Source organism: Nitrincola schmidtii (assembly GCF_008973715.1).
In the GTDB taxonomy this organism is placed as follows: Bacteria; Pseudomonadota; Gammaproteobacteria; order Pseudomonadales; family Balneatricaceae; genus Nitrincola; species Nitrincola schmidtii.
The window spans coordinates 149,531-176,179 of sequence record NZ_WBOL01000001.1 but is presented as its reverse complement, the minus strand read 5'-3'; the positions used below and the strand labels follow the sequence as shown (position 1 = coordinate 176,179).

The window sequence follows — 26,649 nt, the reverse complement described above, 5'->3', positions numbered from 1 at the left end:
CGGGCCGCACACATTATTACGCAGCAATGCCTCAACAAGAAGTGCAAATACTACACACTTGTAATCCCTTTGTCTAGTAATGCTTAGGGTTTGAGCGGTAAAGTTTGCCAGGCTTGGCTACTGTAAAGGAATATATCCTCGCAGTATTTCGCCAATGATGCGTGCATCGGCTAGGGCTCGATGAGGCATTTCTTGCCTTTCTAATTCTGCAAATAGATTAGCTTGACGAGTCGGTTCAAGTATTGAATCGATGCCAGTAACTTTGAATTGCATGCGAATGTCGGTGCTCAAAAATAAGCATTTTAACCACATAAAATCAAAGTCAGGTGCATCGGAAATGACATAAGGTTTTTCGGGTGACATCTTGCAGACATAGTGATTAAGTCGATTGCATGCGATCTCGGGAGCGATACCATAATCCTGTAGTTCTGCATGAGTAATGCCATGAATTTCCTCAGCACATTCATCCCAGTAGTCCCAGTGTTCATGAGGCTTTATTAGAAAGCTAATCGAAGTTTCAGGTTTTACTGTATTGTAAATTCCAATTTCAATGGGGTAAGAGTGATCCGGATCTAAGCCGGAAGCTTCGATGTCAATAATGAGCATGCAGATATTTGAACCTGTAACCACGTTTTAAATTGTATGAGTCATAGTCTAAAGATAGAATGAAACTATATCACGATTACAGTTAAATGACTTTACTCCAAAAGGAAGTTCTCTTTGTCTTCTACACCGCATCTGCTTGATCGCTTAGCTACCTTAACTTCGATCCGTGATCTTGAGTTATTAGAGTTCAGCTTGCTAAAAACGGTTCACGAGCTTTTTCGTCCAGAGCAAGTCACCATGATCAAGTATGATGAAAGTGGGGATGTAAAGTATACCATGCGTTATGGTCACGATGGATCTCACGAAAGTTTAAAAACTAAGAAGGACCAGCCTGAGTTGCAAAGTGTACTTAGGATGACGAGAAGATTAAATGCGCCTTATCACTCACGTTTGGCAAATGGGAATAGCATATCAGCTTTTCCAGTCCTTGATTTTCAATTATTGAGTGTCTGCTTAATCATGGAATCTCGACGCCAAGGTGCTAGTAATGACATCAAGCTTATTCAGGGATTACTAGAAATCTATCGCAATTTCTGTCATCTCATAGAAGATGCACAGCGTGATCAGTTGACGGGTTTGCTAAATCGTAAAACGTTTGATGAGAGCATACAGCGTGTAATTGGTATGTCTTCTTCGTTGAGTACAACTTATCAAAATCAAGAAGAGGATAGAAGGAGTCATCCTGATTGTGATTCGAGTTATTGGTTGGGATTGATCGACATCGATAATTTTAAAAAAATTAACGATACGCTTGGTCATATTTATGGTGACGAGGTGTTGTTACTCATGTCACAAATTATGCGTGATTCCTTCCGAGAAAGTGATCTGCTATTTCGTTTCGGGGGTGAGGAGTTTGTCGTTGTCACTGAAAATTTAGATATGCAGGGGGCTAAAACTGCTTTTGAGCGTTTTCGTTCAAAGGTTGAACAGTTTAACTTTCCACAGGTTGGCCAGGTGACTATTAGCTTTGGAGCTGTAAAAGTAGGAAGTGCAGATGTGGTGCATGCTGTTCTGGATAAAGCAGATAAAGCGCTTTATTTTGCCAAACAGAATGGAAAAAATAGAGTGTGTTTTTATGAAGAGCTGATACAAGCAGGTTTGATTGAACCAGCGCGAGCTAAGTTAAATCAAGAAGTTGAGCTTTTTTGACATTTATTAAGGAACGTATTTACGATGAGCCAAATACAAGATGATTGTGTTGTTAGTTTTTTTTATACCTTAAAGAATGATCAGGGTGATGTGCTAGAGACCAATGTGGGTGCTGATCCAGTAGTCTATCTTCATGGTCATGGCAACATGATACCCGGCTTGGAAGAAGCGATGTTAGGTAAAGAGCCTGGTAATACGTTCGAAGTGACCTTGGCACCTAAAGATGCTTATGGCGAGCGACAAGAGTCCATGCAGATGAAAGTGCCTGTTAAACATTTGCAAGGCTTGCCAAAAGGTGTTCGTGAGTGGAAAGCGGGAATGATTGCGTTGGTGGAAACAGATCAAGGTGCTCGTCATGTGACTGTGGTTAAGCCAGGTCGTTTTATGGTTCAGGTAGATATGAACCATCCTTTAGCAGGACAAACTCTGACCTATGATGTCATGGTTTCTGAGATACGCGAAGCTGAAGCGGAAGAGATAGCTCATGGTCACGCACATGGCCCTGGTGGGCATCATCATTGATACCTAATTGTTTAGGTATTATCCTTAACTAGTATTAAAACATTAAAAATTAGCCTTAATTTATAGTGATTTATAGTTTATAGTAAGTTTAACTTGTAAGGCGCAGGAGCGTTTCATGGGAAAGTCTATACTAACAGTTGATGATTCAGCGTCGATTCGACAGATGGTGAGTTTTACACTCAAGGGTGCGGGTTACGATATCACCGAGGCGGTCGATGGCAAGCAGGGTTTAGACAAAGCTCAGGCTGGGCGGTTTGATTTAATTTTGACAGACCAGAATATGCCTAATATGGATGGCTTAACGCTAATAAAAAGTCTTCGTGCACTGCCAGCATACCGATCTGTACCTATACTGGTATTAACAACAGAAGCCGGTGACAGTATGAAAGCACAGGGCAAAGCCGCTGGTGCTACTGGATGGTTGGTTAAACCCTTTGATCCACAAAAACTGATCGAGGTTGTTCGTAAAGTTATTGGTTGATTAAGTCACAGGAAATGTTGACATGAGCATAGATCTGAGCCAGTTCCATCAAGTATTTATTGATGAAGCCCATGAACATCTTGGGAATATGGAGCAGTTACTCTTAGCTCTTGATGTTGAAGACGCAAGCCTTGAAGACTTGAACGCTATATTTAGAGCAGCGCATTCGATCAAGGGTGGCAGTGGAACTTTTGGTTTTAGTGATATCGCTGAGTTAACTCATGCTCTGGAAACGTTGCTTGATAAGTTGCGAAAGCAAATTTTAGATCCTACCGATGAGATGATCTCAGCATTTTTGGAGTGCTGTGATCTTCTAAATGAGATGCTTGAGGCTCACCAAGGTGGTGCTAGTGTCGATGATACTACCACCGAAGCAATGCGTTCACGCCTATTGAAGTTGGCCGATCCTGATTTACCTTCCAAAGCCTTAGCCGATGAGCCAAATACATTGGCTATTATTCCTAATGATGCTTCTGCATGGCTTATCGAACTTAATCCCCTAACGGACCTATTTGCAGGTAGTGCTTCTCTTGAAGCGTTAACGGCCGACTTGTCTGCATTGGGGCAGTTAACATTGCTTAGCCAAAAGCCAGGAAGTTGCATGTCCTGGCAGTTGAAGGGGCCGAATACCGATGCGCCTATCCGAGATATTTTTGAGTACATCTGTAGTGATAAAGAGTTAACCATCAACTTAGCAGAAACAGAAAACCCGAGTGACTCTGAAGAAGAGGATGATGGCTTTGGCTTTTTTGTTGATGAATCAACCTTACCAGCAGCACAAGAAAAAGCTCAGATTGAAGCAGATAATGGGTTTGGCTTTTTTATTGATGAATCTGAACTACCAGCGCAACAACAAGCAGAGCGAGAGCAACAACAGGGTTTTGGTTTCTTTGTAGACGAGCATGAACTGCCAGCAGCACTTAATACTTCAGCTCCACAGAATGCCCCTGTAGAACAAGTTGCTAAATCACCTAAGGTAAGCTCTAAGCAAGAAAGTGCAAAAGCACCGGCTGAAAGCTCAATTCGAGTGGGCGTAGAAAAAGTTGATCAATTGATTAACTTAGTGGGTGAACTCGTTATTACAAGATCTATGTTGGCTCAATCGGCTTCACATCTTGATCCTGTTGAGTTCGAAGCTATACATGAAGGGTTAGTCAATCTAGAGCGTAACTCCAGAGATCTTCAAGAAGCAGTCATGTCAATACGCATGTTGCCGATCAACTTTGTCTTTGGTCGTTTCCCTCGAGTAGTCAGAGACTTGACTCAAAAAATGAATAAAAAAGTTCGCCTAAAGCTAGTCGGTGAAGAAACTGAACTGGATAAAGGGTTAATTGAAAAATTAGCAGACCCTCTGACCCATCTATTACGCAACAGTATCGATCATGGTATTGAGACGCCGGAAGTACGAACTGCAGCAGGAAAACCTGAAGAAGGTACAATTACCCTCAGTGCCAGTCATCAAGGCGGCAGTATTTTAGTGCAGATTACTGATGATGGTGCCGGACTGAACAGAGAGAAACTATTAGAAAAAGCACGTGAAAAAAATATTCCTTTATCCGATAACCCTACTGATAAAGAGGTGTGGCAACTGATTTTCGCACCTGGTTTTTCGACCGCTAAGCAAGTGACCGATGTTTCCGGTCGTGGTGTCGGTATGGATGTTGTTCAACGAAACATTGCAGAGATGAAAGGGCAAGTAGAGATAGAATCTATCTCTGGAGAGGGCACTACGATTGGCCTGAGGTTGCCATTAACACTGGCAATCCTTGATGGTATGACCCTTAGAGTGGGTAATGAAATTTTCATTATGCCTCTGACAAGAATTTTAGAATCACTTCAGCCTGTTCACGATCAACTTAAAACGGTTTCTGGTAAAGGTCGAGTGGTTCAAATACGAGGTGAATACCTACCGTTGATCGCTTTATATCAGATCCTTAATTTAGAACCTGAGGTAACAGATCCTGAAAAAGGGATTTTAGTGGTGGTTGAATCAAATAGTGGCAAAGTAGCGTTGTTTGTTGATGAGTTGATTGCACAACAGCAGGTTGTTATTAAAAGTTTAGAAACCCACTACCGCAAAGTTGAGGGTATTTCTGGTGCTACTATTATGGGTGATGGTCGTGTGGCGTTGATACTGGATATAGACAAACTGGCACGTATGAGTATTTCGCATGTGTCAGCCTAAAGAATTGATTGAGGTAGCGAAATGATCGATGCGACGGAAGATCAAGCAAACCAGAATGTAGTACAAGAGTATCTTACCTTCACTTTAGGCGAAGAAGAGTATGCCATCGATATTTTGAAGGTTCAGGAAATACGTGGTTATGATGCAGTCACACGCATTGCGAATACACCAGACTATATTAAAGGTGTCATTAATATGCGTGGTGTCATCGTTCCGGTGGTTGATATGCGGCTTAAGTTTCACTTAGGAAACGCCACATACGATCAGTTCACTGTCATGATTATTTTGAATTTAGGACAACGTATTGTCGGCATGGTCGTGGATTCAGTTTCCGATGTCATCGGACTGAATCCTGAAGAGATTCGACCTGCTCCTGATTTTGGCTCAACCTTTGATACGCAATACTTAATTGGCTTGGCGAGTGTTGGAGATCGCATGGCCATTGTTGTGGATATCGAAAAGTTGATGACCAGTCAAGAAATGGGTCTTATTGATAAATTGAGCGACACAGCCCTTTGAAGTTAGGTGGAGTGACATTATGAAATGGTTTAATAACATAACAACCAGCCTCAAAATTGGCATCATGACTGTGGTGATGCTGGCTGCGTTACTTTTTGCAAGTTACGAGGCTCATCAGGGTTTTACGGGATGGTCAGATTACGCCAAATTGATGCGTGATAACAGAGTGCCGTCGCTTGTCTCTATTACATCACTGAATACCGAGCGTATGGTGATTCGTGCACAAACACTCGATGTCATGCTGCAAAATGACGCCATGCGCAAAGAAGGTTTGCAGCGAATAGTAACCGAGCGTCAAGCTTCATGGAATGTTATTGATACCAATTGGCAAATACTGGCTGGCATACCTCGGGTAACGCAGCGTGGTCAAGAAATCTATAATGATCTGGCAAAAGAATACAATGCTTGGAGAGAAGTCTATGTGGAGCTTGATGCTCTAATTGCGAGACTTTTGCAGACCAATGATTCCTTCCAGTATGAGCGTTTGATGGCAGAGTATCAGCGTACTGTTAATCGAATGGTTCCGATATCAAATTCCATGGGAGCAGCGTTTAATGCTCTAGTCACCCAAAATACAACCCGTGCGGCTGCTGATGCTAATGATGCTGTAGAGACTGCAGCAACTGAGTTGCAGCGTACCTATGTTTTAGTTGCTATCTCAATACTTGTCGTTCTGGCCATCGCTTTAATGTTGTTTATCAGCATGGTTTACCCGTTACGTGCCTTAGTGCAACACTTTATGGCTTTGGGTGCGGGTAATCTTGATCAAGAAATTCAAGAAAATCGTAAAGACGAAGTAGGTTTAGCACTTAAATCTTTAGCGGATACTCAACGTAAACTTAAAACTGATATCACTGAAACACGTCGAGTGGCGAATATTAACCTTCGTATTAAGAACGCTTTAGACAGTGTTTCAGCAAATGTGATGGTCGCCGACGCAAACTTCGATATTATTTATCTGAATCCCTCAGTTCATGATATGTTCCGAACTGCTGCGAATGATATACGTAAAGATCTTCCCCGCTTTGATCCTGAAAACCTTCTCGGAAACAGCATAGATTTATTTCATAAAAACCCAGCACACCAGCGTCAGGTGTTGACAGCGCTTCAAGGAAAACATGAAGCAACCGTTAAAATCGGTGGACGTATTTTTGATCTCGTAGCTAACCCTATTGTTAATGATCAAAATGAACGTTTAGGCTCGGTAGTTGAGTGGAAAGATCGTACCCAAGAAGTTGCGGTAGAACTTAACGTTACTGAGTTGGTTGAAAAAGCGGTGCAAGGTGATTTCACTGCGCGTGTAGAAACACAGGACTTGCAAGGTTTCTTTAAGCGTCTGGGTGATGGTGTTAACCAGTTGATGTCGGTTACGGATACTGGTTTGAAAGAAGTAATTCGAGTCATGAATCATCTGTCACGTGGCGAATTGACTGAACAAGTAACCGGTGACTATCACGGTGCCTTTGGTGCCTTGCAATCGAGTACCAATGCAACGGTCGATCAATTGAAATCGTTAGTGGGTGAAATTCAAACTTCGGTCGAGGCCATTAATACCGCCGCTCAAGAAATCGCGGCAGGTAACACCGACCTGTCTCAACGCACCGAAGAACAGGCATCTAGCCTTGAAGAGACCGCCTCTAGTTTAGAAGAGTTGACCTCAACTGTTCGTCAAAACGCAGATAACGCTAAACAAGCTAACCAATTGGTGCAAAGTGCTGCTCAGGTTGCCGAATCCGGCGGTGAAAAAGCTCGTCGTGTGGTGAAAACCATGGATGCGATCAGTGAAAGTTCAAACAAAATTGCTGACATCATCACGTTGATCGATGGTATTGCTTTCCAAACCAATATTCTTGCACTTAATGCAGCAGTTGAAGCAGCTCGTGCTGGCGAACAAGGCCGAGGCTTCGCGGTAGTCGCAGGTGAAGTTCGTTCATTGGCTCAACGCTCAGCAGCTGCTGCTAAAGAAATTAAAGAGTTAATTAATAACTCCGTTGAAATCGTTCATGAAGGTAGTGAACTAGTTACTGAAACAGGGAAAACCATTGAAGAGATCGTGACATCGGTTAAACGTGTTACTGACTTGATGGGCGAGATATCCGCTGCATCGGAAGAACAAAGCCAAGGTATTGAGCAGGTCAACCAAGCGGTTACTCAGATGGACGATGTCACTCAGCAAAACGCGGCATTGGTTGAAGAAGCGGCTGCTGCGGCTGAATCGCTGGAAGAGCAAGCAGCGTCTTTATCTGCCTCTGTATCAGTATTCAAGCTGGATCAGCAATCGATAGCTCAACAGCGAGCACCTAAAATGGTTGCTAAGCCTCGAGTGAGTCAACCGGCTCCTAGAAAACCAAAAACGCACCCTGCTGCAGCCGTAAAAAAACCAACGCGATTGAATCCGCCAGCGTCAAAACCAAGTGAAGATGAGTGGGAAGAGTTTTAATTAATTTATTGAGAACAGGGATTGATGTATGACGATTAAGGCAAAAATTTCTGCTGGGTTCGCAAGCGTTGCACTCATTGCTCTGCTATTAGGCGGTCTCGGCTATTGGGGAGCAGAACGTAGCGAAAATACACTCAGGGAGTTTGGTGAGCGACGTCTTCCTGCTGTCCAAATTGTATTGGAGATGCAGATTGCCTTGAATGAAGTGGTGATGGGGTTTAGAACCTTGATGGATACTTCGGCAGACCTAACTGCTCGTCAACATCAATACCAAGCCATTCAACAAGGACGACAAACATACCGTGCCCTCGTTGAACGTTATGACCAACTGCCAAAATCTCAGCAAGAGCAGCAAGCTTGGGATATCTTTCAACAAACTCTGCCTGATTGGTTAGCTGCAAACAACAGTATCATGGCTTTGCATGAGGAGTTAGATGCGCGTCTGTTAAGTAATAATTTAGACGATATAGACCGTCTTCAACAACGCATCTCTCAAGCAACGATGGGCGATACCCTTGTGTATCAAGAGGCCGCTCTGGGTGCACTAAATCAAGTCGTTCAACTCAACGTCAATTCAACTAATCAAGAAGTGGCATTAAATATTGATCAAGCTATTTGGTTAGAGCGAATTAGTTTGGTTGCAATGGCTTTTGGTGTTTTTATCGCTGGATTGCTCGGATTTCTGATCACTAGAAGTATCACACAACCCTTAACCACCATGGTTAAATCGGTTGAGCGTGTGCGAGATACCGGTGATTTTAGCACGCAAATTGATTATCAAAAGCATGATGAGATAGGGCAGGTTATTACTGCATTTAATGCGTTGTTAGATGCTCAAAAGCATGCACTTGATGAAGCAAATATAACCATCGCAGCGCTTGCTGCTGGTGACTTTGGCGCTCGAATTCAAGGCGACTACAAGGGTGATTTAGATCAGTTGAAGACAGGCGTTAACCAAAGTGCCGAGTCTATTGGTGTGACCATGGCTGAACTATCAAAAGTCATGCAGGCAATACGCCAAGGCGAGTTTGGTGTTAGCATCAATGCTAATCAAGTCCGTGGTGAATATCGACGTATGCTTGAAGACGCTTCTCGTGGTATGCAAAAACTCAAAGGCAGTGTCACTGATATTCTTGAAGTCATGACATTTGTATCCCAGGGAGAGTTTACTCATCGCATTAATGCGGAAGCCTCTGGTGATATGCAGACACTTAAGCTGATGATTAATCAAACTGTAGAAGCTCTTGAAACAGCTTTTGCTGAGATACGTCATGTGATGCAGAGTCTTGCAAAAGGGGATCTGACTGAACAAGTGAAGGGGCAATATTCGGGTGATTTAGGAGTTTTGGCCAGTGCTGCCAACCAAACAACCGATCAGCTTTCTGAAGTGATTCAGCGTATCCAAACAGCTGTTGAAAATGTCAATACGGCAGCGACTGAGATCTCTGCAGGGAATACTGATTTATCACAACGAACAGAGGAGCAGGCGTCAAGCTTGGAAGAAACCGCCTCTAGTATGGAAGAGCTAACCAGTACCGTTCGTCAAAATGCAGACAATGCTCGACAAGCCAACTTGCTAGCTGCCAAAGCCAATGAGTTTGCTGAAGCGGGTGGTTTGAAGGTACAAGAAGCCGTTAATACCATGCATGAGCTGACCAATAGTTCTCAAAAAATTATCAACATTATCAGTGTCATTGATGGCATCGCTTTCCAGACCAATATTCTTGCATTAAATGCGGCTGTTGAGGCGGCTCGTGCGGGAGAACAGGGTCGCGGTTTTGCTGTGGTAGCGGGAGAGGTGCGAACGTTAGCACAACGATCCGCGGCAGCAGCAAAAGAGATTCAAGCGCTAATCAAAGAAGACAGTGATATTGTCGATCAAGGTAGCGGTCTTGTTAAAGAAGCGGGTCAATCTATGGAGTTAATACTTCAATCCGTTAAACAGGTAACTGACTTGATGGGTGAAATTTCAGCCGCTTCTGAAGAGCAAAGCCAAGGGATTGAACAGATCAATCAGGCGGTTGTTCAAATGGATGATGTCACACAGCAAAACGCAGCCTTGGTTGAAGAAGCTGCAGCAGCAGCTGAATCTCTAGAAGAGCAAGCCGCTGCATTATCAAGTGCCGTTGCAATATTCAAGTTGGATTCCTCTAAATTAACGCAAGGTAGACTGCCTGCACCCAACACGATGAACAGCTGGGAAGTGTATTGAGTGGAGAGAGAATTTGTATTTACCCAAGTTGATTTTGAACGTATCCGGTCGCTGATACGTGACAGGGTAGGTATTTCTCTCTCAGAAAAAAAGCGCGATCTAGTCTATAGCAGAATTGCACGACGACTTAGGGTACTTCAGTTAAAACAGTTTTCTGAGTACCTTGATTTTCTGCTGGTGAATGATCATGAGATACAAGATTTTATTAATGCCCTAACGACTAACCTAACCGCTTTTTTCCGAGAGTCTCATCACTTTGATCATCTAGCGACACATATGCTGAAGCAGGTTAGCAGTTCGAAGCAGACCTTTAGAATTTGGTCGAGCGCCTGCTCTACTGGTGAAGAGGCCTATTCGATAGCGATGACCGCTATCGAAACCTTTGGCACTTGGACGCCTCCAGTGACCATATTAGCGACTGATGTTGATACCAACGTGCTAACTCAGGCAAAAGCGGGTGTTTATGGTTCAGAGCGTGTTGAAAAGTTATCGGATGAACGTATGCGACATTTCTTTTTTAAAGGCAAAGGAAAAAGGCAGGGTAGCGTTAGAATTCGTCCAGAAGTGCAGGCATTAATTCAATTTAAACCCTTCAATCTGTTAGCGGATCCATGGCCAATTAAAGGACAGTTAGATGCTGTATTTTGTCGAAATGTCATGATCTATTTCGACAAACCCACACAGTACAAGATTTTATCGCGCTTTCATCCCTTACTGCGTGATCGGGGTTTACTTTACGCAGGCCACTCTGAAAGTTTTCAACATGCTGCTGATTTATTTAAATCACAAGGGCAAACCATCTTTAAGCCCGTTAGCGGATTGCTTAAACAAGGAGTCCACAAATGACGGCGGCCGCCTTTACTGCTCCTGAGAATTTACCAGAAATTTATTTTGATCCCTATTTCGAGCAGGATGCAGTTAAAGTCATGCCTGGTAGTTATTACGTGACGGGTAGAGATATGATTTTGGTCAGCGTGCTAGGCAGTAGTGTTTGTGCCTGCGTTAGGGATCAGCATGCAGGTATTGGTGGATTATGTCACTTCATGCTTCCAGAACCTAAAGCAGATCGCGAGTGGGACGCCATAGCCTTTCGGTATGGACAACAGGCTATGGCAACACTGATATCTCAATTGATTAAAAGTGGAGCGCGATTAGAGCGGCTTCAAGCAAAAATTTTTGGTGCGTGTAACTCTCTCAAGTCACCCCTTGGTCATCAAATGGGAGCTTATAATAGTCGCTTTGTAGAACAATACCTTCAGCAACAGGGTATTCCTATATTATCCAAAGACTTGATGGATATTTATCCAAGAAAAGTTTATTTCTTCCCCCGTTCTGGGCGTGTGCTGGTTAAAAAGCTTAAAAAATTGAATAACACAACATTGCTAGATCGAGAAGCTGATTACTATCAGCGTTTATCTGAAATGAGTTTTTCACAAGAGATGGAGATCTAGTAGCCATGTCGACTCCGAAAGTTAAAGTATTAGTGATTGATGACTCTGCATTAATTCGCCACCTTCTGACAGAGATTATTAATAGCCATGTCGATTTAACCGTGGTGGCTAGTGCTCCTGATCCTATCGTTGCACGTGAACTGATCAAGTTGCATAACCCTGATGTACTGACGTTAGATGTAGAGATGCCCAGAATGGATGGCCTTGAGTTTCTGGAGCGCCTCATGCGTCTGAGGCCTATGCCAGTATTGATGGTATCCTCATTGACGGATCAAGGTTCAAATGTGACCTTAAAAGCCTTAGAGCTTGGTGCGGTTGATTACATTGCAAAACCTAAAGTTGATATCGCTGCAGGTCTGAAACGTTACTCTGATTTGATTGCTGAAAAAATTCGTGTCTGTGCCAAAGCAAAAGTCAGAAGTCGCGTTTTCAATGATAATCATCCAAAACGTCAGCTGTTAAGCAAAGGCTATTCATCAACGGAAAAAGTGATTTTTGTTGGAGCGTCAACAGGGGGGACAGAAGCCATACGTCGCTTTTTAGAACCACTGCCAGCGGATATGCCTGCGATTATGATCACTCAGCACATGCCAGAAAACTTTACCCGAACTTTTGCAGAGCGATTGGACAAACTGTGTACGTTAAATGTGCAAGAAGCGCAGCATAATAAGCGTGTATTACCAGGTCATGTTTATATAGCACCTGGTAATGCACATCTAGAGATAGTCAGAAGTGGTGCCAATTACATGACCCTGTTGCATGAGGGTGAACCTGTGAATCGCCATCGTCCATCCGTGGATGTGCTGTTTTTATCTGCGGCTAAAGTTGCCGGTGGTAATGCGATTGGGGTCATTCTAACGGGCATGGGAAAAGATGGTGCTTTGGGAATGAAGGCGATGAAAGAATCAGGTGCCATCACTTTTGCTCAAGACGAAGAGAGTTGTATTGTGTTTGGTATGCCAAAGGAGGCGATAGCCCTTGGTGTTGTCGACGAAGTATTGCCTTTAGATGAATTACCCAGTCGAGTACTTGATAAAGTTGGACAGCGCGTTAATCGTGTATAAGGATTATGAAATGAATGTAAGAAGTATTATTTTGTGGTCTGCTGCTTTGTTGATTGGAGCAGCCTTGGCACATTGGGTTTTCCCTGTTCTTGGTGTGTTAGTCGCTTTGCTGATTGTTTTTGTTGATTCACAAAATGCCAAAAATCAATTGGCGGCCAAAGACGTTATCAAAACAACTCAGTCGGATGATAAGGCTAAAGCGATTATAGATGACCTTCAGGAGATAGGTATTTCCATTGAAGAAGTGGTATCTGAAACGGTCCATGACATGGATGCATTGCATAACATGCAAAACGATGCCATGAACACGCTTTCCCATTCTTTTAGTACGTTGAAAGAACAAATCGAGAGACAGCAAGCCGATGTTGCCTTATTACTTTATGGTGCATCTCATACAACGAATTCAACCTTGTCTGACCATAATGAACGTTTGGATGGTTTTGCTAACAGTACCCTTCATACCATGAATCACTTTGTTGAAACGACAGTGCGTATGAGTGCTGACTCCATGAGTATGCTAGAACGCGTTTCTCAGCTATCTGATCAAATGCCATCTTTGATGAAAACACTGGACGATATAGACAATATCGCCAAGCAGACCAACTTGCTAGCCCTTAACGCGGCGATTGAAGCTGCCCGTGCAGGTGATAGTGGACGTGGTTTTTCTGTCGTTGCTGATGAAGTACGAGCCTTATCTAATCGATCAGCTAGCTTTAGTAAAACCATACAAGATAATCTGACCAGTATGCACCATCAAATCACCACATTGGTTGATGATGTCAGTCGAATCGCTTCTCAAGATATGACCTTTATTTTAGAAGCAAAAAAAGAAGTTCAAGGGGCTATCGAACAGCTCATGAATAAATCGCAGCAAGATCAGCAAATCACACAAGGGATGGAAGTTATTTCTCAACGGCTAATGGAAGCTCTATTTGATGCTATGCGTGCTATGCAATTTCAAGATATGAGTAGCCAAACAGTACAGCACACGATTGATGAGCAAAAACAGCTTTTACTCTTAGCGGATGTATTAAAGAGTGACCAAGATAATATTGACGAAGATGCACTGCGTTCCAGTTTGCAAGCATTTCGCGAAGTGCGTCAATCACGAAAAACCAATCCCGTCTCTGCAAGCTCAATGAGCAGCGGCGATATAGATCTGTTCTAGGAGAAAGTGCGATGGAAGATGGTTTTAGAATTAAGTTACCGGAGCGTTTTGACTTCAGTTATCACAAGATTTTTTATGAGCACACGGCAAATGCATTAAAACAAACAGCACATCAAGAGATCATCGCTGACTTCTCGCAAGTTGAGTATTTAGATAGTTCTGCCTTGGGTATGTTGGTTATGCTGCAAAAGAAGTGCTCTGAGGCCAACAAAAAAGTGGTGGTTGTCAACGCATCAGGAACTCCCTATGACATATTAGAAGTCGCCAACATGGGTAAAATTGTTGAGATTCGATGAAGCAGTATGATTCAGACTCTACGCAGGGTGACATTACGATTTTAGTGGTTGAAGATGATCAATCACTCAATCGTATGTATAAAAGTCACTTGGTCCAGCAGCGATTTCGTGTCATCACTTCGTTAAATTATGACGAAGCCATGATTGTTCTGGCCTCTGAGCATATTGATATAGCACTGGTAGACTATGATTTAGGTGAGCGTAAAGGACTTGATCTGATTAAAAATCTTCCAGAGAAAATAAAACAAAAAGATATTCCCGTTATTGTCATGGGAAGTAGTGAGAGTCCAAATATACTTCAAGCCTGTATGGATCAAGGAGTTGACGATTTTATACTAAAACCTATTAACGCCTTGCTGCTCAATCTAAAAGTCTATTCGTTAATTTACCATGTTCGGATGTCTAGCATCATAGCTGAACAAAACCAGAAGTTAACGGAACTCATTACAAAAGCCGATTTAGAAAAGCAAATGGTTTCGCACATAATGAATAACCATTTGCTAAGTCAACAAACCTCAACAGTTAACGGATTCGAATTTTTTCTACAACCCACAGATGACTTTAGCGGTGACATCATTGTGGCGCGTTATGCGCCCTCTGGAAGTATTTTTATACTTCACGCCGATGCCACCGGACATGGTTTATCAGCAACCGTGACCTTGATGCCGATTGTATCTATCTTTAAGGCGATGGTTGAAAAAGGTCATCGTTTAGAGTCGATCATACGAGAAATTAACACTTCATTATCTGAACAACTGCCTTTTGATCGTTTCGTGGCTGCGTCTATGGTTGAGGTAGATTTGAACCATCATATGCTTAGGGTATGGAATGGCGGTATGCCTCCCTTGTGTTTATTTGATGAACATCACCAAATCACTCATCAATTTATATCGCAATACATGGCACTTGGGATTTTAGATCCTGAAGTGTTTGAATCACGTGCGGAAACGATTACCTTACCCGTTAATGCAAAGCTCGTGAGTTTTAGTGATGCCGTGTTAGAGCAGCGAGATGCATTGGGTCATGCTTTTGGTATGAGTCGCTTGATGCTAGTACTGCGTCAACGACATAAAAACAGTTTAGATCATGTATTACAGGCGTTAATAGAACATACCGGACATTACAAGTTTGATGATGACCTATCTTTGTATCAGTTCTCGATTCAGCAAGCTGTGGCTGCTCAGCAGCAGCTTTATTTAGCCAAGCCTGTGGCGCATAGTTTGACCGAAATCGCGCCTTTTACCTGGTCTTTAGAACTGGTAGGAAAACAAATAGCAAAACAAGAGTTGCCTTCGCAATGTAATCAATTTCTGATGGGTATGGGTTTTCATCACTCCTTTTGCCAGCGAGTTTTTACCATCATTAGTGAACTGGTGAATAATGCCGTGGATCATGGATTATTAAAACTAACCTCTATCTTAAAAACGGGTGCAGAAGGGTTTCTGATTTATTATCAAGAGCGCGACAGTCGCCTTGCTGAATTGTCTCAAGAGGACCATTTAACGTTGTTGATTAAATGGTTTGAGGATGAGCAAGGTCCCTGTTTACTGATAGAAGTTAAAGACAGCGGTGATGGCTATTTACTAGAGTCGGCTAATCTCGACAATCCTAGTTTAGAAAATGAGTTTGGTAGGGGCTTAACGCTGGTTAAACAGTTAGCAACTGATATTTCTATTAAAGAAAAAGGGACACATGTCAGTGTCACGCTTAGATAAATACAGAAACAAGGATGCATTATGTTTGACCCACATTTAGCAACCAGTAGTTATTATGATCGTCGTTTTAATGTTCAGGCGATCAAAGTACTACCGGGTGAATACTATGCGACTCAGGATGACACTATGATTGTTACTGTACTTGGTTCTTGTGTGTCAGTGTGTCTGCGTGATCGTTATTCGGGCATCGGTGGCTTGAATCATTTTATGTTGCCACATGATTCCAGTCAGGAAGAAAATAGCGTGATCGCCGCTTCTGGTCGCTATGGCTTGTATGCCATGGAGCTGCTGATAAACCAACTGCTGAAAATGGGTGCCATTCGTAATCGACTTGAAGCTAAAGTGTTTGGAGGAGGTCAGGTTCTTAAGAATATGACCTTTATGAATGTAGGGCAGCGTAATGTGAGTTTTGTTTTTGATCATCTAAAAAAAGAGTCCATACCTGTGGTGAGTCAGGACGTGTTGGATATCTATCCACGTAAAGTTTGTTTTTTTCCAAAAACAGGTAAAGTGATGTTAAAAAAGATACACTTATTGCATAACAACACCATCATCGATCGTGAAAAAGCATACCTCCATGCAATTGATACTCAACCTATCTCTGGAGAAGTGGATCTATTCTAACCAGTGGATGGTTAGTCTCTAACTACGTAAATAATGGCGAGATGACCAAAGGAAATTAAAAAAGAATGAACACTAAGCAAAATCAGCCGTTACTAGAGTTAGGTTGGCGTGAATGGGTGGCATTGCCTGCGTTGGGAATTAGTGCCCTCAAATGTAAAGTAGATACCGGTGCCAGAAGTTCTGCATTACATGCCTTTTCTGTCGAAGAGTTTTATAAAGATACAAAACTCTGGGTGCGTTTCGGTATACATCCACGTCAGCGTGATGATGAGCAGGTGATTTGGTGTGAAGCTCCCGTTTCAGACGTACGGCAGGTTACGGATTCGGGTGGACACTCCACAGAACGCTATTTTATTACCACCGATTTGGTTATTGGCGATCAATGCTTTCCAATCAGTATGTCTTTAACGAATAGGGACACGATGCTGTTTAGAATGCTGCTTGGACGCGAGGCAATGAACGGACGATTTGTAGTTAATCCATCGGTTTCTTACCGACAAGGTAAAAAAACGCTTTAAAGTCCATCCGCAGAAAAGGTTTCCATCGCATAAGCCACTCTCGCTTCAGCGGTTCGATGAGGCTTGCGAATTTTTTCAATATGTCGAAGTCGTGGAAGCAAACCGCGACCATTGGCCACTTGGATAGATAATCCTGGGCGTGCATTCAACTCTAATAACTGCGCGCCTCTTGATTTGTCGAGTACAATATCAGTCCCTATGTAGCCAAGATTGCTCATTTCATAGCAACGTGAGGCTAACAGCAGCATCTCTTTCCAGTCGGGAATATGCATATCAATTAAGCGTTTGCCAGTATCTGGGTGTTGTTCGATAGGTATCGCAAATTGCACTGCTTTTAGACTACGACCGGTGGCAATATCCAACCCGACACCCACGGCCCCTTGATGAAGATTGGCTTTGCCATCGGATTTATGTGTCGCTAGGCGCAACATCGCCATGACTGGATAGCCACGGAACACAATGATCCGAATATCAGGAACGCCCTCATAAGAGTAACCTTCGAAGGTATCATCAAATTCTATCAGGTCTTCGATAATCGCAACGTCTGGATTACCGCGAAGGGAGTATAGGCCTGCGAGTGTATTGGTTAGATGGCGCTTGATATCTTCAAGGCTCATTTCAACGCCAGAAGATTTAACAAAAAACTCATCTCGACGCCCCGTTATCACAAGAATACCTTTGCCACCTGAACCACGAGATGGCTTCATGGCAAACTTTTCTAACTGCATTAAGCGCTCTTCAACGTGGCTGATTTCATGCTGAGTGCGAACGACAGAGATCAATGCGGGTGTAGCAACGCCGTATTCTTCAGCCAGTAGTTTGGTTTTTAACTTATCATCAACCAAAGGATAGAAGCGGCGCAGGTTATAGCGCCCGATAAAGTCAACATTGCGGCAGTTCATTCCTAGAATGCCCGCTTCGTGTAACTTAAAAGGACTGGCCCAGCGCATTATTTTTGCTCCAGCATGGCTCGGAAACGACGCAATTCAGAAAGTTTGTAACCTGTATACTGACCCATCAACATTATTAGGGCTAAAATAACGAAGTTAAGCTCTGGGAAGTTAAAGGTTAAGTGCCCAAGTACAGGAAGTTGCATCACCAGATAAGCCAGTACAGCCACTAAAAGACTGCCACCGCCTTGAACAAAGACTTGTTTGGGTCCCTCTTCTTCCCAAAGAATTGACATGCGTTCGATTGTCCACGCGATGATAATCATCGGGAAGAAGGTGATTGTCATGCCAGTACTGAAGCCCAGTTGATAACCGACTAAGCTAAGCAGTGAAACTAAGAAGACAACAAGCACGACCAGTGTGGCAATTCTCGATACTAACAGTAGGTTGAGTCGCGATAGCCAGGTTCGAATCACCAGTCCCATGGCGACGATACTGATAAAACTGATTAACCCTAGTCCTAACGAGGTCTGTAGGAAAGCAAGTGCGATCAAAATTGGCATGAAGGTTCCTGACGTCTTCAAGCCTATAATAATTCGCATAAAAACAACCACCATCGCCCCTAAGGGCAACAGGAACAGAAGCTTGAACATGCTCTGTTCTTCAATAGGTAAGGTATGTACGCCTAACCAAGATAAGCCTTGACCCGCAAACTGTGACTGAGCAAGTTCTATCGAGGGTAGCGTTTGCTCAATCATCGAAAAGCTAACACGAGAGTTTTGACCGCCCACGACATCTAACAGAGAGTCGCCGCCACGCTGCCATAACAATAGATTATCAGGTAACCCTTGATGACCGGTTTGCGGATCGAATACGATCCAGCGATCATTGGTAAACACTTCAATCATTGGTGTGAGTCCTTGGCGACGTCTGGCATCTTCCAGATACAACCCCACGGAAACACGAGTAGGGACGCCTGATTGATTGAGTAACTTATCTAAGGCAGATGAAACTGAGTGGTTGGTGAGCAGAAGCGCTGTATTTTGACCTGGTTCAGGGTTACGCAATAAGCGGAGAAGCTCACGTGTTAAGCTTTCAGGAGAGCTAGCTTTACTCTCTGCTTGCCTCAAGATATCCATCGCCGCTATCGATTCTGATTCACTCCATAGCACTGTTCTCGCTATAGGTCTTTCGTTATCTGTCAGAATAGAGCGTTCAGTGTCGGGAATTAGCTGAACTTTGTAATATAGGGTTTGTTGACCATTAGCGAGGTTTTTTGACCACTCGCCACGTCGATGCCCATCGTTCTCAATAATCGCAAAACCATAGCCTGGTGATGCAGCAAGCTCATTGATGAGTGTAAATCCAGGAGGGTTTTGTGGAAGATTTAAACTAGCCAAAACAGGCTGATTTGAACTAACAAAATCAACGCGAGCCTCGATAAGCCAAGCTTGTTTTTGCTCACCTGGCCAAAAGGGTATACCTAGCTGTATATGACGCGTAACGGCTAGGCTAATGCCTAGCAAAATTAAAATGGCGATCGTGGTGTAAAAAGGGACTCGAGAAACCATTGAGCGATATCCTCTTGCTCAGCACAGAATCTTATGTTGTCGACTTAAAATTCAATGGGGGCAATATATTGTTTACTAACATCAACAAGCATTTGATCGCGTAAAATATTTCGTCCAATCAATACGGGAAACTCAAGATGGCTACGATCACTGAGTGTAAATTCGGCTGTATGACTAATGCTTCCCATCGTAAAGTGCAGCTCAACTACTGGGCGACGCTCAAAATCATCACTGATCGCTTGGCTTACACGCACACGGCGAACAACGGGTCTTTCAAACGTGAGATCTTCCCCTGTTTCAGGATGTGCGGTATCAAAACGAACCCAGCGTCTGCCATCACGTTCAAAACGTTGAATGTTTCTTGCATCAAGCGAAGAAGTTGTTGCTCCCGTATCCACGCGTGCGTTGAAGACTATGTCGAGGGGTGAAAGGTGAACCTTTTCCAACTCTCCAACCACTTGCATCTCTAATCCACCTAGGACCATAGAACTGCTAACGTTTACGGGAGGGCAGACCAGAACGGGTTCAGGCGGGCAAACCGGTGGCTGAACTTGTTCGGCAATGGTTTGCTGTAAGCGACTGATCACTGTTTCTTGAGAAACAGAGAGTTGCTCAAGCAATAGATGCTGTCCTTCAGAAAGTTGATTCAGTTGAGTTTCTTGGCCCGCTAGATGGAGATCAATGGATTCGATTACACCCTCTTCGATGAAGCGATGATTGGGTGCACATCCGGTAATGACGATTAACGTTAACGCAAAAAGTGGTGTTGACCATTTCAACATGAAACTCTCCATTAGCTATGGACATAGTCTGTTTGTCCGGTGCGAATATTACGCGATTTTGACGGAATATAAAAATGATTCCCTAGAGTTTTGCTGTGTTTGTAGCGACTAACTTACTTAAAGGTTAAAATCAGTGTGTTGGTTTACTCGATTGCTACTAGCATCGACGCCAACATGCCCTGTTTTGGATGGAGAATTTAATGATTATTCAGGTAAATACTGATAGCAGTATTGAAAACGATAGCAAGTTAACTGCTCATGTTGAGTCCGTAGTAGAGAAAGCGTTAGACCGTTTCAGTGATAAAGTTACTCGTGTTGAAGTGCATTTGCACGATGAAAACGCACATAAGCCAGGTGATCACGACAAACGTTGTGTGTTAGAGGTGCGATTGGCTGGTTTACAGCCTCAAGCCGTGACTCACCATGCTGACAGCACAGATAAAGCGCTTAACGGTGCTTGCGATAAAATGAAGAGCTTGCTTGAGAGCATGCTTGGTCGTTTGAATAAACGTTAATTATCGCTTATTCATGAACGGCTTAAGCTTTAAGCCGTTCGTTTTAAATATACCAGCATTATCCTTCCAAAAGCCGCTCTATGGCTCGTCTAACCTGAGCTGAATCTGGCCGAGTGGTACTGGGAAAAACCTCTACAACATTCCCTTCGCGATCGATTAAATACTTGTAAAAATTCCATTTGGGCGCACGGGTTTGTCTAGCTAATTCTGCGAAAATGGGATGAGCACTATCACCTCTAACATCCATCGGTGAAAACATATCAAAGGTCACGCCAAAGTTGAAAAAGCATACACGAGCGGTTTCCTCTTCATCGCTGGCCTCTTGACGAAAGCTATTGGATGGGAAGCCAGCCACCATTAAACCTTGGTCTTTATATCGTTGGTGCAAGGCCTCTAGTCCTTCGAATTGGCCAGTAAAACCGCAGTGACTCGCGGTATTTACAAAAAGCAGGGGTTTACCCTCAAAGTGACTTCGCAAATTGACCGTTTCATTCGCGTGCAAGCGTCTTAATTCGTGATTAAGTAACTCGTCGAGGTTGGCTTCTGCGTGTGATGAGCTGCTAAAAAGAAAACCGAGCATCGTAAAGATTCCTATTATTTTTCGCATGGATCTTCTCCCAAAGATATCTACTATTCATGTACGTAGTACTGAGTAAAGTGGATGCTATCCATAACATGAATTTACCTGTTGTCGGATCAGTTCTGCTAAGCGTTTAGTCCCAGGGCCTGCAAAATCACCTTCACTTACTACCAGATAGAGTTGTGCAAAACGACTTGCTCCGGTTTCTAATGGTAAGGGTTTCAATACATTATTGTTTAAGTGTTTCAATATTTTTATTTTTGGATACCAAGCATAGCCTAGCCCCATACAGGCACTTTGAATAGAGGTAGACGCATTACTAAACGTCCAGCGTTGATCAGCTCCTAGCCAGCCTGCATCTATGCGTCGAGAGCCAGAGTCTTTTACGACCAGTTGACGATGTGATCTCAGGTGTTCAAGTGTTAAGGGTACGTTTAGATGATGAAGAGGATGGTCTGGATGCGCTACGGCAATAAACTCAATATTCAAAAGAGCATTGCCTATGAAACCCGGTGGAACGCGACCGCCAATCACTAGATCAGCTTCCCGTCTCAGAAGCGCTTCATCTGTGCCGCTAAGCACTGTTTCGGATAACAGGATGCGTGTGTTGGGTTGTTCTAATGCAAATTGGTTAAGTACATGAAGCGTTAACTCTTCCGGAAAAACGCTATCAATCGCTAAGCGGATTTCCGCTTCCCAGCCTTGTGCGAAATGATCGGCAAGCATTTCTATTTTTCTAGCATGTTCGGTTAATTGACGTGCATGTCTCAATAACCCTTCGCCTGCTTCGGTCAGTCGGGCTCGTCTACCCTCGATTTGGAATACTTTGAGGCCCAGCTGCTCTTCTAAGCGGTTAATAGCATAGCTAACCGATGATTGGCTTTTTTTCAGTTGCTCAGCAGCTTGAGCGAACCCGTCTGAATCCACCACGGCAATAAAGGTTAACCACTGTTCTAAGGATACATTCATGATTCAACCTATCTAAATATTCGATCAAATTTAGCTAATTATTGCTGTGTATTATCGATTAATCAAATTGCATACTGTGTTCATTGATAAAACAAACAGGAGACACGTGATGAGTCAGTTACTTTTTGTAAAAAGCAGTGTATTTGGTGATGGCGGTCAATCATCAAAATTAGCAGATCATTTTATTCAGCGCTGGACAGCAAGTCATGCAGATGCACAGGTGGTTGTTCGTGATTTAGTGGATCAGCCAATCGCACACTTTGATCTTAACGCAATATCAGCGCTGTCAACCGAGGCTGCAGAGCGTTCGCCAGATCAACAAGAAATTGCCGCTTTGTCCGATACTTTAATCGGCGAAGTTCAACGCGCGGATGCTATCGTGATTGCGGCACCCATGTATAACTTTGCCGTACCCAGTCAACTTAAAGCATGGTTTGATCAGATTGCTCGCAATGGTGTGACTTTTAGATATACGGAAAATGGTCCAGAAGGATTGTTGGACAATAAGCCGGTTTATATTTTAGCGACACGAGGTGGTCAGTATCATGAAGCGGGTTTGGACTATCAAGTACCTTGGTTAAAGTTGATTCTTGGTTTTGTTGGTCTTAACAATGTAGAGGTGATTCTAGCGGAAGGTTTGAATATGGGTGATGCTGAGCAATCTATTCAAGCAGCTCAGTCAGCCATAAATGCGCTAAGCTTTAACTAATAACGGGAGGTTTGCCATGATTAACCGAGGAATAAAGCGGGTCATTCCTGCGATAGATAGTCAGGACGGTGCGGGCGTCAAACTAAAGCGCAGCCTAGGTCATAGGCAAAACCTCCGCATTGATCCTTTTTTAATGCTGGACATGTTCTCATCCGATAATCCGGATGATTACATAGCTGGATTTCCGCCACACCCGCACCGTGGTTTTGAAACGGTGACCTATATGCTGAATGGAAAAATGCTGCACCGTGATCACATGGGTAATGAAGGGTTGTTAAGCAGTGGTGGAGTGCAGTGGATGACTGCGGGTAGGGGAGTAATACATGAAGAGCGCCCGCAACAAGAGTCGGGGCTGATGCGTGGATTCCAGCTCTGGGTGAACTTACCGGCGGCAGATAAGATGAAACCAGCAGCCTACCAAAATATTGAACCAGAGGAGGTTGTCGAGATCGATGAGCCTTCAGTAAAAATGCGACTTGTTGCAGGCCGTATTGTTCGTGACGGACAAGAATATCAAGGGCCGGTTCAAGGTATTGTCACTGAACCAGTATTTATTGATATTTTATTGGAGCCTAACTCGTCAGTAGAGATACCGTTGTCGAGAGAGTTGCAGGGTTTTGTTTATCTATTCGAAGGTCAAGCCAAGATGCAAGATGATGCTATTCCAACTGAATCTGCAGTGGAGCTATCAGAAGGCGATAACCTTATTTTGAAGACCGACAATCAATCGGCCAGAATACTATTGATTGCGGCGAAGCCATTAAATGAACCTGTTGTTCAGTATGGACCTTTTGTCATGAATACCGCAGAAGAGATAGAGCAAGCGCTATCTGATTATCGTCAGGGAGTGCTCACAGAGGTGAGAGCTTAGCTTCTGTCACCTGATCTTGCTTCGTGGTATCTTCAGCTTCTAACTGTTGAATAAGCAGTTGAAGCTGAAGTATTTGAGGCTCAAGTTGATGATTGTAGTTGATTCTTCTCAGTTGCATCACGGCAGTTCTAAACCGATGAATAGCTACATGCGCCCCTCGATCAGCCAGCATGCTTTGTGCTTCCAGTAACACTAGATCACAGTTGCAGCGTTGGTAAGCATATTTCAAATGAACCAACTGTTGTTGAGCTGAGTCAGCTCCGATCAAATTTTTCTGTTTTAATTCGATAATAAATTGAGCAGTTTCTCTTACCAGTGAGCGGTTTCGCTGCGCAGTGTTACGATCTTGGAACAAGGTTAGTTGGTTTCCAGGAAAAGCAGGCGGGGTAAAAGAGTCTTTTTCTCTGTCTTCAAGTTTTTGGAAGTGTTCTTGTGTATTGATGCTTCTATCGAGTTTTGCTGCGTTCAACCATAATCTGCGAAGGGTTTGGATCATCAATGAGCGCAGAGTTTGAGTTTGAAATTCTAAGGGCAAGCTATCTAATAAATGTTCTGTGCCACGTATTTGATTTCGAATAGCGAGTAGTTGTAATTGCCGCTCACGACGTTGATTTTCTGCTGTCTGCACAGCAATGGCGACCATTGCCATGATGAAGACACCTGTCAGAATAACCGCGGCGGTTTCAGTGGGGCTCATAATTGCTCACAGATATTTAGTAAAGTATTGTCTCTTCTATAGATTATAGTAACTCAGACCTGTTCATCTAGCACGAATAACGCGAAAGCTCTGGGTTGAGCGAACAAATTTCAGTGCAGAGTGAATTTTTTTAGACTTAGGTGTTGACCTTAATAGCCTCACTACGTATTATTTGCGCCTCTTCCAGAGCATGGCCCTCTGTAAGTAGCACGAAAGTGTGTAAATTGCGTCCCATTCGTCTAGTGGCCTAGGACACCGCCCTTTCACGGCGGTAACAGGGGTTCGAACCCCCTATGGGACGCCACTCTTTTCTAAGGTGTTTAATACCCCTTTAATAAAAGAGTACTGAATACAACGTCCCATTCGTCTAGTGGCCTAGGACACCGCCCTTTCACGGCGGTAACAGGGGTTCGAACCCCCTATGGGACGCCATTCAATTCTAGATTTCAATCTAGTAAGTTTTTAAGCGGGAATAGCTCAGTTGGTAGAGCACGACCTTGCCAAGGTCGGGGTCGCGAGTTCGAGTCTCGTTTCCCGCTCCAGATCAGTCAATTTTTCTTACTTTATCTATCGCCTTAGTCCATCCTAAGTAAAGCCTGTCTCTATGCTCTTTACTTATCTTAGGTCTGAACCGTCGTTCTAGCTTCCACTGATTGGAAAGCTCATCCAATGATGTAAATACACCGGCTTTAAGACCTGCTAAATACGCCACACCTAATGCCGTTGTTTCGATAATCTCTGGTCGATCAACATCAGCCCCCAGAATATCGGCTAAATGTTGCATGACCCAGCTATTTTCAGTCATGCCACCATCAACTCTTAAGCGCGTGGGGCGAATGCCGTCACTTTCCATGGCTTTCTGTAAATCTTTAGTTTGATAGCAAACGGATTGTAGGCCGGCAGTCACAATTTCTTTTATACCTGTGTCTCGAGTTAAGCCAAAAATAGCACCTCGCGCATTAGGGTCCCAATAGGGAGCTCCCAGTCCGGTGAATGCCGGAACCAGGTAAACTCCGTGATCGATTGGAGTTTGTTCTGCCAAAGACTGAGTATCACCCGCAGATTGAATCAGTTGTAGTCCATCACGAAGCCATTGAATAGCGGCTCCGGCAATAAAAATACTTCCTTCCAGTGCATAGGTTGGTTTTCCTTTCAGACGATAAGCCACGGTCGTTAGTAATCTGTGTTCAGACTTTAGCGGAGTTGAGCCAGTATTGAGCATCAGGAAGCACCCTGTCCCATACGTGCTTTTTGCCATGCCTATCTCAAAACAGGCTTGGCCGAATAAAGCGGCCTGTTGATCACCTGCTACACCGTATATAGGTATTTCACCACCCAGTATTGAGCTATCTATGTAGCCAAAATCGTCAGAAGAGTCTTTAACTTCGGGTAACATGTTAGGGGGAATATCGAACAGCTCAAGTAAGTCAGTGTCCCATTGTTGAGTGTGAATATTAAATAACAGTGTTCTTGAAGCGTTGGTGGCATCAGTAACGTGAGCTTTGCCTTGGGTTAAGCGCCATATAAGAAAGGTATCAATAGTGCCAAAGAGTAACTCCCCAGCTTCGGCTTTTTCTCTGGCTTTTGGAACTTCATCAAGTATCCATTTTAGTTTGGTGCCAGAAAAATAAGGATCAATGAGAAGACCTGTTTTACTACTAATCGTTTCTTGAAGACCATCAGAGACAAGTGAGCTACAGTATTGAGCGGTTCTTCTGTCTTGCCAGACAATTGCTGGATAAAGTGGTTCGCCGGTGTTTTTATCCCAAACTAAGGTGGTTTCACGCTGATTGGTAATGCCACACGCAATAATATCGTCACAGCTTGCATCTACCAACGCTAAAACATCTTTATATGTGTTGATAACGCTTTTCCAGATATCGTCAGGGTTGTGTTCCACCCAGCCATCCTTGGGGAAATATTGAGGGAACTCCTCTTGGCAGGTACCTATTATTTTTCCATTCTTTGAGAAGAGGATAGCGCGCGAGCTCGTGGTACCTTGGTCAATAGCGAGTAAGTACTTAGACATTCCGTAATCCTGCCCTTGGTCATTGTTATTTTTTCATTTATGTTCTTTAATGTTATATATAGTTCTTTATTGTTTTATTTTCTAAG

The 26,649-nt window shown here is 43.5% G+C and carries 26 protein-coding genes and 3 tRNA genes; 21 read left to right on the top strand and 8 right to left on the bottom strand.

The features are described 5' to 3' along the window. Positions 1 to 117: 117 nt before the first annotated feature. Entirely contained in the window at positions 118 to 606 is a 489-nt protein-coding gene (locus F7R24_RS00815; protein WP_151669336.1) for a 3'-5' exonuclease, read from the bottom strand. Positions 607 to 798: 192 nt separating this feature from the next. On the opposite strand from F7R24_RS00815, the gene F7R24_RS00810 reads away from it, so the two are divergent. The 15 genes from F7R24_RS00810 to F7R24_RS00740 all read left to right on the top strand — a co-directional run bounded on the left by F7R24_RS00810 (position 799) and on the right by F7R24_RS00740 (position 16,950). Beyond that, positions 799 to 1,755 carry a GGDEF domain-containing protein gene (locus tag F7R24_RS00810; protein WP_151669335.1) on the top strand — a complete coding sequence of 319 codons (957 nt, stop codon included), beginning with the start codon at positions 799 to 801 and terminating at the stop codon, positions 1,753 to 1,755. 24 nt (positions 1,756 to 1,779) lie between these two features. Further along, a complete protein-coding gene (locus tag F7R24_RS00805; RefSeq protein WP_151669334.1) occupies positions 1,780 to 2,277 on the top strand; it encodes an FKBP-type peptidyl-prolyl cis-trans isomerase in 498 nt (165 codons plus the stop codon). Positions 2,278 to 2,392: 115 nt separating this feature from the next. Further along, positions 2,393 to 2,758, top strand: a complete 366-nt coding sequence (locus F7R24_RS00800; RefSeq protein WP_151669333.1) for a response regulator — start codon at positions 2,393 to 2,395, stop codon at positions 2,756 to 2,758. Between the two features lie 22 nt (positions 2,759 to 2,780). Then, the gene (locus tag F7R24_RS00795) at positions 2,781 to 4,943 is read left to right on the top strand and encodes a chemotaxis protein CheW (RefSeq protein WP_151669332.1); all 2,163 of its coding nucleotides are present in this window, start codon (positions 2,781 to 2,783) and stop codon (positions 4,941 to 4,943) included. Positions 4,944 to 4,964: 21 nt separating this feature from the next. Further along, positions 4,965 to 5,462, top strand: a complete 498-nt coding sequence (locus tag F7R24_RS00790) for a chemotaxis protein CheW (RefSeq protein ID WP_151669331.1) — start codon at positions 4,965 to 4,967, stop codon at positions 5,460 to 5,462. 19 nt (positions 5,463 to 5,481) lie between these two features. After that, complete coding sequence (locus F7R24_RS14865) at positions 5,482 to 7,902, top strand: methyl-accepting chemotaxis protein (protein WP_276613227.1); 2,421 nt, start codon at positions 5,482 to 5,484, stop codon at positions 7,900 to 7,902. A gap of 28 nt (positions 7,903 to 7,930) precedes the next feature. After that, a complete protein-coding gene (locus tag F7R24_RS14860; RefSeq protein ID WP_151669330.1) occupies positions 7,931 to 10,114 on the top strand; it encodes a methyl-accepting chemotaxis protein in 2,184 nt (727 codons plus the stop codon). Next, a complete protein-coding gene (locus tag F7R24_RS00775) occupies positions 10,115 to 10,960 on the top strand; it encodes a CheR family methyltransferase (RefSeq protein WP_151669329.1) in 846 nt (281 codons plus the stop codon). It abuts the gene before it with no gap. Next, entirely contained in the window at positions 10,957 to 11,565 is a 609-nt protein-coding gene (gene cheD, locus F7R24_RS00770) for a chemoreceptor glutamine deamidase CheD (RefSeq protein WP_151669328.1), read from the top strand. The genes F7R24_RS00775 and cheD (F7R24_RS00770) overlap by 4 nt, the downstream gene beginning before the upstream one ends. A gap of 5 nt (positions 11,566 to 11,570) precedes the next feature. After that, positions 11,571 to 12,629, top strand: a complete 1,059-nt coding sequence (locus F7R24_RS00765; RefSeq protein WP_151669327.1) for a protein-glutamate methylesterase/protein-glutamine glutaminase — start codon at positions 11,571 to 11,573, stop codon at positions 12,627 to 12,629. A 10-nt stretch (positions 12,630 to 12,639) separates the two neighbouring features. Next, the gene (locus tag F7R24_RS14610; protein WP_168926743.1) at positions 12,640 to 13,797 is read left to right on the top strand and encodes a methyl-accepting chemotaxis protein; all 1,158 of its coding nucleotides are present in this window, start codon (positions 12,640 to 12,642) and stop codon (positions 13,795 to 13,797) included. Positions 13,798 to 13,808: 11 nt separating this feature from the next. Continuing rightward, positions 13,809 to 14,093, top strand: a complete 285-nt coding sequence (locus F7R24_RS00755) for an STAS domain-containing protein (RefSeq protein ID WP_151669326.1) — start codon at positions 13,809 to 13,811, stop codon at positions 14,091 to 14,093. Further along, a complete protein-coding gene (locus F7R24_RS00750) occupies positions 14,090 to 15,808 on the top strand; it encodes a SpoIIE family protein phosphatase (RefSeq protein ID WP_151669325.1) in 1,719 nt (572 codons plus the stop codon). Before F7R24_RS00755 ends, F7R24_RS00750 begins: the two co-directional genes overlap by 4 nt. Before the next feature lie 21 nt (positions 15,809 to 15,829). Continuing rightward, a complete protein-coding gene (gene cheD, locus F7R24_RS00745) occupies positions 15,830 to 16,432 on the top strand; it encodes a chemoreceptor glutamine deamidase CheD (protein ID WP_151669324.1) in 603 nt (200 codons plus the stop codon). A 65-nt stretch (positions 16,433 to 16,497) separates the two neighbouring features. Continuing rightward, positions 16,498 to 16,950 carry an ATP-dependent zinc protease family protein gene (locus F7R24_RS00740; protein WP_151669323.1) on the top strand — a complete coding sequence of 151 codons (453 nt, stop codon included), beginning with the start codon at positions 16,498 to 16,500 and terminating at the stop codon, positions 16,948 to 16,950. Here the strand turns inward: F7R24_RS00740 and F7R24_RS00735 are convergent. From F7R24_RS00735 to F7R24_RS00725, 3 genes are read right to left on the bottom strand one after another with little or no spacing between them, the layout of a single operon-like run. Next, positions 16,947 to 17,900: an alpha-L-glutamate ligase-like protein gene (locus F7R24_RS00735; RefSeq protein ID WP_151669322.1), complete on the bottom strand. Its 954-nt coding sequence runs from the start codon at positions 17,898 to 17,900 to the stop codon at positions 16,947 to 16,949. The two genes, F7R24_RS00740 and F7R24_RS00735, sit on opposite strands and share 4 nt — an antisense overlap. Further along, the gene (locus tag F7R24_RS00730; RefSeq protein WP_151669321.1) at positions 17,900 to 19,411 is read right to left on the bottom strand and encodes an inactive transglutaminase family protein; all 1,512 of its coding nucleotides are present in this window, start codon (positions 19,409 to 19,411) and stop codon (positions 17,900 to 17,902) included. Before F7R24_RS00730 ends, F7R24_RS00735 begins: the two co-directional genes overlap by 1 nt. Positions 19,412 to 19,455: 44 nt before the next feature. After that, positions 19,456 to 20,193 (bottom strand): ATP-dependent zinc protease family protein, encoded by a 738-nt coding sequence (locus tag F7R24_RS00725; RefSeq protein WP_206057443.1) that lies wholly within the window; start codon positions 20,191 to 20,193, stop codon positions 19,456 to 19,458. A gap of 200 nt (positions 20,194 to 20,393) precedes the next feature. Between F7R24_RS00725 and F7R24_RS00720 the strand changes: the two genes are divergently transcribed. Beyond that, positions 20,394 to 20,708: an HPF/RaiA family ribosome-associated protein gene (locus F7R24_RS00720; protein ID WP_151669319.1), complete on the top strand. Its 315-nt coding sequence runs from the start codon at positions 20,394 to 20,396 to the stop codon at positions 20,706 to 20,708. Between the two features lie 58 nt (positions 20,709 to 20,766). On the opposite strand, the gene F7R24_RS00715 is transcribed toward F7R24_RS00720, so the two are convergent. Together F7R24_RS00715 and F7R24_RS00710 are read right to left on the bottom strand one after the other, a co-directional pair. Then, positions 20,767 to 21,315 carry a glutathione peroxidase gene (locus F7R24_RS00715; protein WP_151669318.1) on the bottom strand — a complete coding sequence of 183 codons (549 nt, stop codon included), beginning with the start codon at positions 21,313 to 21,315 and terminating at the stop codon, positions 20,767 to 20,769. 57 nt (positions 21,316 to 21,372) lie between these two features. Then, the gene (locus F7R24_RS00710; RefSeq protein ID WP_151669317.1) at positions 21,373 to 22,257 is read right to left on the bottom strand and encodes a LysR family transcriptional regulator; all 885 of its coding nucleotides are present in this window, start codon (positions 22,255 to 22,257) and stop codon (positions 21,373 to 21,375) included. Positions 22,258 to 22,366: 109 nt separating this feature from the next. On the opposite strand from F7R24_RS00710, the gene F7R24_RS00705 reads away from it, so the two are divergent. Both F7R24_RS00705 and F7R24_RS00700 read left to right on the top strand, forming a co-directional pair. Next, entirely contained in the window at positions 22,367 to 22,966 is a 600-nt protein-coding gene (locus F7R24_RS00705) for an FMN-dependent NADH-azoreductase (RefSeq protein WP_151669316.1), read from the top strand. Between the two features lie 16 nt (positions 22,967 to 22,982). Continuing rightward, positions 22,983 to 23,837: a pirin family protein gene (locus F7R24_RS00700; RefSeq protein ID WP_151669315.1), complete on the top strand. Its 855-nt coding sequence runs from the start codon at positions 22,983 to 22,985 to the stop codon at positions 23,835 to 23,837. Here the strand turns inward: F7R24_RS00700 and F7R24_RS00695 are convergent. Continuing rightward, positions 23,818 to 24,534, bottom strand: a complete 717-nt coding sequence (locus F7R24_RS00695) for a hypothetical protein (protein ID WP_151669314.1) — start codon at positions 24,532 to 24,534, stop codon at positions 23,818 to 23,820. The genes F7R24_RS00700 and F7R24_RS00695 overlap by 20 nt on opposite strands. A gap of 228 nt (positions 24,535 to 24,762) precedes the next feature. Between F7R24_RS00695 and F7R24_RS00690 the strand changes: the two genes are divergently transcribed. The 3 genes from F7R24_RS00690 to F7R24_RS00680 all read left to right on the top strand — a co-directional run bounded on the left by F7R24_RS00690 (position 24,763) and on the right by F7R24_RS00680 (position 25,076). Further along, positions 24,763 to 24,838 (top strand) — tRNA-Glu (locus F7R24_RS00690). A 52-nt stretch (positions 24,839 to 24,890) separates the two neighbouring features. Beyond that, positions 24,891 to 24,966, top strand: a tRNA-Glu gene (locus tag F7R24_RS00685). Between the two features lie 34 nt (positions 24,967 to 25,000). Next, positions 25,001 to 25,076 (top strand) — tRNA-Gly (locus F7R24_RS00680). Between the two features lie 2 nt (positions 25,077 to 25,078). Here F7R24_RS00680 and glpK read toward each other — a convergent pair. Beyond that, positions 25,079 to 26,563 carry a glycerol kinase GlpK gene (glpK, locus tag F7R24_RS00675; RefSeq protein ID WP_151669313.1) on the bottom strand — a complete coding sequence of 495 codons (1,485 nt, stop codon included), beginning with the start codon at positions 26,561 to 26,563 and terminating at the stop codon, positions 25,079 to 25,081. Positions 26,564 to 26,649 lie beyond the last annotated feature (86 nt).